The organism is Thalassospira sp. UBA1131 (genome assembly GCF_002311515.1).
In the GTDB taxonomy this organism is placed as follows: domain Bacteria; phylum Pseudomonadota; class Alphaproteobacteria; order Rhodospirillales; family Thalassospiraceae; genus Thalassospira.
In genome coordinates this window covers 49,354-54,430 of sequence record NZ_DCAO01000104.1, presented here as the reverse complement: position 1 = coordinate 54,430, position 5,077 = coordinate 49,354, and the positions used below count along the sequence as shown (strand labels likewise).

The 5,077-nt window shown below is 56.7% G+C and carries 2 protein-coding genes; one reads left to right on the top strand and one right to left on the bottom strand.

The features are described from left to right. The first annotated feature begins 56 nt into the window (after nucleotides 1–56). On the top strand, nucleotides 57–3,203 hold the full coding sequence (locus B3Z49_RS16360) for an efflux RND transporter permease subunit (protein ID WP_296992797.1): 3,147 nt from the start codon (nucleotides 57–59) through the stop codon (nucleotides 3,201–3,203). A 247-nt stretch (nucleotides 3,204–3,450) separates the two neighbouring features. On the opposite strand, the gene B3Z49_RS16355 is transcribed toward B3Z49_RS16360, so the two are convergent. After that, complete coding sequence (locus tag B3Z49_RS16355) at nucleotides 3,451–5,040, bottom strand: FGGY-family carbohydrate kinase (protein WP_296992795.1); 1,590 nt, start codon at nucleotides 5,038–5,040, stop codon at nucleotides 3,451–3,453. Nucleotides 5,041–5,077: the final 37 nt, after the last annotated feature.

Sequence of the window (5,077 nt, the reverse complement as noted above, 5' to 3'; positions counted from 1 at the left end):
CCGGTTGCGCCGCAGCCCGTTGAAACCGCCAAAGCCGCCGAATAAGGACTTATTCAATGGCAAAATTCTTTATTGATCGCCCCGTCTTCGCCTGGGTTATTGCCTTGGTGATCATGCTGGCGGGGGGGCTCTCGCTTTGGCAGTTGCCAATCGAACAGTATCCTTCGATTGCACCGCCTTCGGTTGAGATCGAGGCAACCTATCCGGGGGCATCGGCCCAAACTGTTGAAAACACGGTCACGCAGGTGATCGAGCAGCAGATGAACGGTCTTGATTATCTGCGTTACATGTCCTCGACCTCGTCGGGGAATGGTCAGGCTTCGATTACGCTTACTTTTGAGCCCGAAGCCGATCCAGACATTGCCCAGGTTCAGGTCCAGAACAAACTGCAGGCTGCCATGTCGTCACTTCCAAACGAAGTGCAGCAGCAGGGCGTAACCGTCACTAAGTCCAGTGGCTCGTTCCTCATGGTTGTCGGCTTTGTGTCGGGCGATGGGTCGATGAATGCCGAAGACCTCTCGGACTTTGTTGTGTCGTCGGTGGAAGACCCGATTGCGCGTGTGAATGGTGTTGGCTCGGTTCAGGTGTTTGGTGCGCAGCATGCGATGCGCATCTGGCTCGATCCGAACAAGATGCTGTCCTATAACCTGACGGTGATGGATGTTAACAATGCCATCGAGGCACAAAACACCGAAGTCACCGCCGGTCAGATTGGCGGTGCGCCTTCCGTCGAAGGTCAGCAGATCAACGCAACCATCACCGCGCAAAGCAAACTGCAAACGGTCGATGAATTCGCCAATATCCTGCTGAAAGTCGAAACCGATGGTGCGCAGGTCCGTCTTGGTGACGTTGCGCGCATCGAAATCGGCGGCGAAAGCTATGAGATCGTGGCGCGGTACAATGCGCAAGCGGCAACCGGTATCGGTATCAACCTTGCCACCGGTGCCAACGCCCTTGATACCGCAGATGCGGTCAAGGCCCGTCTGGCAGAACTGAAACCGTTCTTCCCGCAAGGGATCGAGATCGTCTATCCCTATGACACGACACCGTTCGTCGAGGTTTCGATTGAATCGGTTGTGCACACCCTGTTTGAGGCGATTGTTCTCGTCTTCCTGGTGATGTTCCTGTTCCTGCAGAACTGGCGGGCAACGCTTATTCCGACGATTGCCGTGCCGGTTGTCTTGCTCGGCACATTCGGGGTCCTTGCTGCCTTTGGCTATTCGATCAACACGCTGACCATGTTTGCCATGGTGTTGGCCATCGGCCTTTTGGTCGATGACGCGATTGTCGTGGTCGAAAACGTCGAACGTGTGATGGAAGAAGACGGTCTTCCGCCGCGCGAAGCAACGCGGAAATCCATGGGCCAGATTACTGGCGCGCTGATTGGTATTGCCTTGGTGCTGTCAGCCGTGTTCGTGCCGATGGCGTTCTTTGCCGGGTCTACGGGGGCGATTTATCGTCAGTTCTCGGTAACGATTGTGTCGGCCATGGCGCTTTCGGTGGTTGTGGCAATTGTTCTGACACCGGCCCTTTGTGCGACCATGCTCAAACCCGGTCACACCGATCCGACCAAGAAGAAAGGCCCGTTTGGCTGGTTTAACCGCGGGTTCGAGAAGACCAACACTTTCTATCAGGGAAGCGTCGGTCATGTCGTGAATCGCAAATGGCGCTACCTGTTCGTTTACGGGATTTTGGTTGTCGCGCTGGCCGCACTGTTTGGCCGTCTGCCGGGCTCATTCCTGCCTGAAGAAGATCAGGGCATCATGTTTTCCATGGTGCAACTGCCTGCCGGGGCATCGCAGGAACGCACGGTTGATGTTCTCAAGAAGATCGAAAATCACTTCATGGAGAACGAAGCGGAAAACATCGACGGTATTTTCACTGTTGCCGGCTTCTCGTTTGCCGGTAGTGGACAGAACGCCGGTATTGCATTCTTGAACCTGAAAGACTGGTCTGAACGTACCCGTGCGGATCAATCGGTTGATGCGGTGATTGGTCGTGCCTATGGCGCGTTTGCCCAGATCCGCGAAGCCATGGTCTTTGCCTTTGCACCACCGGCGATTATCGAACTTGGTACCGCGAACGGCTTTGACCTGCAGCTTGTCGACCGCGGTGGCAATGGTCACGACGCCCTGATTGCGGCCCGCAACCAGCTTTTGGGCATGGCATCGCAGGACCCGCGTCTTGTCGGTGTGCGTCCGAACGGTCTGAATGATACCCCGCAGTTCAATATCAAAATTGATCAGGAAAAGGCCAGCGCCCTTGGTGTTGACCTTGCCGATATCAACCAGACGCTGGCGGCTGCTTGGGGTTCAAGCTATGTCAACGACTTCATCGAAAATGGCCGCGTCAAGCGCGTCTATATGCAGGCTGATGCCAAATACCGCATGATGCCAGAAGACATGGATTACTGGTATGTCCGTAACCAGTCGGGCGAGATGGTGCCGATTTCGGCTGTCTCTACGAGTGAGTGGACCTATGGTTCTCCGCGTCTGGAACGCTTCAACGGGCTGTCCTCGCTGAACATTCAGGGTTCTGCTGCACCTGGCGTAGCATCCGGTGATGCCATGTCCGCGATGGAAGAGCTTGTATCGCAGCTTCCAGGCGATATCGGTCTGGAATGGCAGGGACTGTCCTATGAAGAACGCGAAGCGGGCGAACAGGGACCGGCATTGTATGCTCTGTCAATGATCGTCGTCTTCCTGTGTCTGGCAGCGCTTTATGAAAGCTGGGCCATTCCGATTTCGGTGATGATGGTCGTGCCGCTGGGTGTCCTTGGTGCGGTGATCGCAGCCATGCTGCGTGGTCTGCCCGATGACGTCTATTTCCAGGTGGCGATCCTGACCACGATTGGTTTGTCGGCCAAGAACGCCATCCTGATTGTCGAGTTCGCCCGCGAACTTTATGACGATGGGATGGGGCTTCTTGAGGCAACTGTCGAGGCCGCCCGTCAGCGTCTGCGTCCGATCATCATGACGTCGATGGCCTTCACCCTTGGTGTCGTGCCGCTGGCAATTTCGACCGGTGCCGGTGCCGGGGCCCGTGTGGCCGTGGGTACCGGTGTGATGGGCGGGATGATTGCGGCAACCGTGCTTGCGATCTTCTTCGTGCCGCTGTTCTTTGTTCTGATTGTTGGCACCTTTGCCAAGAACCGGAAGAAAAAGGACGAAGTCCAGGCCGCCCACGAACATCCGGCTGAATAAAATTTAAGGCCAGCCTTGATCAAAAGGCTGGCCTTAAACGGCATCGCGCCGTGACGGTGCAGAATTTAAATTTCTGCATGATCCCCCGACCCCGCCGTTGCGCGTGCGAAAGAAAGGGCCGATGCGTTTGCATCGGCCCTTTTGTTTTGACCGCAACCCCCAATAAGGTCAAGCGCCTTTTGGATAGGGTGCGCCGCGCCAAACCCGCACGAACGGCGTAGATATCGCACTTTTGGGCAGGCAAAAATCAGGTTTTGCTCATGCTATCAAGGCTCTGACGGTGCGCATGCATCTGATGGAAAATCGCGTATCTGCGATCATGATCAGCCTTGGCCGATGGATCGGGCGCATGGGCGGTTTCCTTGCCGGCCATCTGGCGCGCGGCCCGGGCAAGACCGCCTTTTGCATCCAGGGCACCGGCGGCCAGCATCGCCGATCCCAGCAGCACCGGCTCTTCGCAATCAGACATCACAACCGTGCAGCCGGTGACATCGGCATAGAGTTTCACCAGCACCTTGCTGGCGGTGTGCCCGCCGCTCAGATGGATGTGGGTGATGTCATAGCCGGTATCATTCATCGCATCGATGATGTGGCGCGTGCCGTAGGCAATCGCGCACGCGGTGGCCCAGTAAAGCTTCAGGAAGCTTTCCTCGCTTTGATCCAGTGTCAGGCCGGAAATCACGCCAAGGGCTTCCGGATCGGCCAGCGGCGATCGGTTGCCATGGAAATCAGGTAGAACATGCAGGCGCGGTGCTAGATCGGTTTTTTCTGCCATCATCGGCATCAGTTTTTCACCGGCAAGCTTGTGGGCATCACGGCCCATGTCATGAGAAAACGGATGCATGGCAACGATGTGATCCAGCAACGCACCCGTTGCCGATTGTCCGCCTTCGTTCAGCCAAAGGTTCGGGGCAATCGCCCCGAAATACGGACCCCAGACACCCTTGATAAAGCGCGGTTCTTTCGATAGCGCCATATGGCAGGTCGATGTCCCCGCGATCATGGCAAAATGCTGATCAAGGTTGCCATCAAGATATTCGCCAAGCGTGCCCAGCGCCCCGGCATGGGCATCAATCAGGCCCGCGCCCACCACGCAATCAGTCGTCAGGCCAAGGTCGGCTGCCCCCTGTTCGGAAAGGGATCCGATCAGTTCCCCAACTGCAAGCGCACTGTCATGCATGTTGATCTTGTCATTCAGGTCTTCCATGCCGATGGTTTTAAGGAAATCGCGATCCCATGGTTCATCCTGATGGGCAAGGTAGGTCCATTTGCACGTCACCGTGCAGCAGGATCGGGCGTTGCTGCCGGTTGCGCGGAATGACAGGAAATCGGCCAGATCATACGCCGCGCCCATTTTCTGCCAGGCGGCATTGTGATGGCGTTTCAGCCACATCAGCTTGGGCATTTCCATTTCAGGTGACATGGTGCCGCCAATATATTCCAGCACCTTCGCACCGGTGGCGGTGCATTCCTCGGCCTCGCGCACGGCCCGGTGATCCATCCAGACGATCACATCCCAGTTGTCCGCACCATTGGGGGTGACGGCCAATGGTTTGTTATCCTGATCGCGGATCACGAGCGAGCATGTGGCATCAAACCCGATGGCGGCGACCTTTTGCGCAGGGACCTCGGATTTGGCCATGGCATCCCGCACCGACTGACAGACCGACTGCCAGATATTTTCAGAATCCTGTTCGACAAAATCGGGTTTCGGGCGGTTCATCGCAATTGCGTGTGCGGCACTGCCAAGCAATTTGCCATTGGCGTCAAACACGCCGGCGCGCGCACTTCCGGTGCCGACATCGACACCGACAAAACAGGGGTAAGTGGGACTCATGGTCGGGTACTCCTCCGCATATCCCCTGGCTTTTCGG